Here is a 2,066-nt window from a genome sequence, read left to right as displayed (position 1 = left end):
GAAGAAAGTATCGTAGAAGTAGGCTCGAAAGAAATATTCAATTATCCGTTTGTTTACATGACTGGCCACGGAAACGTAGTTTTTAACGATCAGGAAATTAAAAATTTAAGGCAATACCTTACAGGTGGTGGTTTTCTTCATATTGATGATAATTATGGATTGGATAAATTTATCCGCCCGCAGATGAAAAAAGTATTCCCGGAACTTAGTTTTGTCGAATTGCCGGCCAACCATGCATTATATAACCAGAAATTTAAGTTCTCGGGAGGCTTGCCAAAAATCCATGAGCATGATAATAAAAGGCCACAGGGATTTGCGTTGATTTATAAAGGTAGAGTGGTATGCTATTACACCTTTGAGTGCGATTTAGGGAATGGCTGGGAAGATTTCGGCACCTATCCTGAGGATACACARGAAACGAGGACTAAGGCGCTTAAAATGGGTGCAAATTTGGTTCAGTATGCTTTAACCCAATAACAAATGTATAAAGTAAAAGTAAACGATCAGTTTTTATTTGAGGTTGAAAATAAGGAGTCATCTTTTTTGGTAAACGGAGAACCTATTCAGTTCGATCCGAGTTCAATTGGGAATAATAGTACACATGTTTTATACCAGAATAAATCTTTTAATACAGAGCTGGTTGAGCTGAACAAAGCAGATAAAACCTGCAAAATAAAGGTTAACGGTAATATTTATCAGATTAGCATCGAAGATCAGTTTGATGTTTTGCTAAAACAGCTGGGGTTGGATAATTTAACTGCTAATAAAGTTTCAGAAATTAAAGCACCGATGCCTGGTTTAGTACTAAAGGTTTTGGTTGAAGAGAACGCTGAGGTAAAGAAAGGTGATAACCTATTGGTGCTGGAAGCGATGAAAATGGAAAATATCTTGAAATCATCAACCGATGGTTTGATAAAGAAAGTTTTGATTAAGCAGGGCGATAAGGTAGAGAAGAACCAGATCTTGATTCAGTTTAAGTAGATAGCTTTTGCCATTAAAGAGTTAATATAGTGTCGTCACCCTGAATTTATTTCAGGGTCTTTTAGCATGAAAGATGCTGACCGCGCAGCAGCTATTAGGCCTCTAAAATAACAAAAACTGCTAATAAAATAAATTCAGCATGACGATCGTCTCGTCAAATGAGCGAAATACAATACACAAAAAAGAAAAGTCCCGATTTAATGTCGGGACTTTTCTTTTTTATTTACCTCTACTTACCCTGTAAGGTTTTTGAGGAGGGTTTTTAAAATTTCTTTTACCTGCAGTACTAATTTCTGGAGCGCCAAGCATAGTCATGGCGCAACGGAAACCAACTTCTGCTGATGATTCATCTTGTTGCATAAAACGGCGTGTTGCCGGGTTTAACCAGTAAGCCATGTCATTCCAAGAACCACCTTTATAAACTCTGGATTTATCGTTTACAAGCGTTACACCTTCTTCATTTAATAAAATATTTTGTCTATCACGGTAACCTCTTTGATCTGCCTGATAACTGGTTGATKCTACTGGAGATTGTGGATCAGTCGATTTTGAAATTGAATCAGAACGTTTCGCCTGTGCCTGTTTTTCTGCCCAGGTTTGTTTTCTTCCGGCGTAAGCATTTTCCTTAATCGGATTGCCATATTTATCCAATGCAATTTTTCCGCTTTGCGAATCCTCTAATTTTTTATTGGTGAAATAGTTCCCACGATATGGATTAAATGCATCTGCATCGGTAAATGTACCTGTTCTGTAAACATCATTAACCCATTCATTCACGTTTCCAGCCATATTATATAAGCCGAAGTCGTTTGGTGCATATTGAATAACGGGAACAGTTAAATCTCCTTTATCATTTAATGAACCACCAACACCCATATAATCGCCAGGTGCCCTTTTAAAGTTGGCCTGAATCATACCTCTGGTTTTCTTTTTGGCAGAGCTCACACCTAAGCCATTCCACGGATAGATTTTATTCTGATTGATGTTTTCGTATTCTGTATTGCCGATTAAACCTAAAGCAGCATATTCCCATTCAGCTTCTGTTGGTAAACGATAAGGCTGCATAATTACACCATCCTCTAGTG

General features: G+C 37.5%; 3 protein-coding genes. 2 read left to right on the top strand and 1 reads right to left on the bottom strand.

The window, feature by feature from the left end; genetic code table 11:
• Together AC1DPQ_RS26095 and AC1DPQ_RS26090 are read left to right on the top strand one after the other, a co-directional pair.
• The coding region (locus AC1DPQ_RS26095) for a DUF4159 domain-containing protein (protein ID WP_477611345.1) at positions 1–477 on the top strand (477 nt) is incomplete at its 5' end.
• A 3-nt stretch (positions 478–480) separates the two neighbouring features.
• Positions 481–981 (top strand): acyl-CoA carboxylase biotin carboxyl carrier protein subunit, encoded by a 501-nt coding sequence (locus AC1DPQ_RS26090; protein ID WP_477582880.1) that lies wholly within the window; start codon positions 481–483, stop codon positions 979–981.
• A 219-nt stretch (positions 982–1,200) separates the two neighbouring features.
• Here AC1DPQ_RS26090 and AC1DPQ_RS26085 read toward each other — a convergent pair.
• On the bottom strand, positions 1,201–2,066 hold an 866-nt coding region (locus tag AC1DPQ_RS26085), incomplete at its 5' end, for an SUMF1/EgtB/PvdO family nonheme iron enzyme (protein ID WP_477611344.1).

This window comes from Pedobacter sp. 01T416_2 (assembly GCF_056398925.1).
Note: the sequence above shows the minus strand (reverse complement) of the source record. Positions and strands in the feature narration are given on the sequence as shown.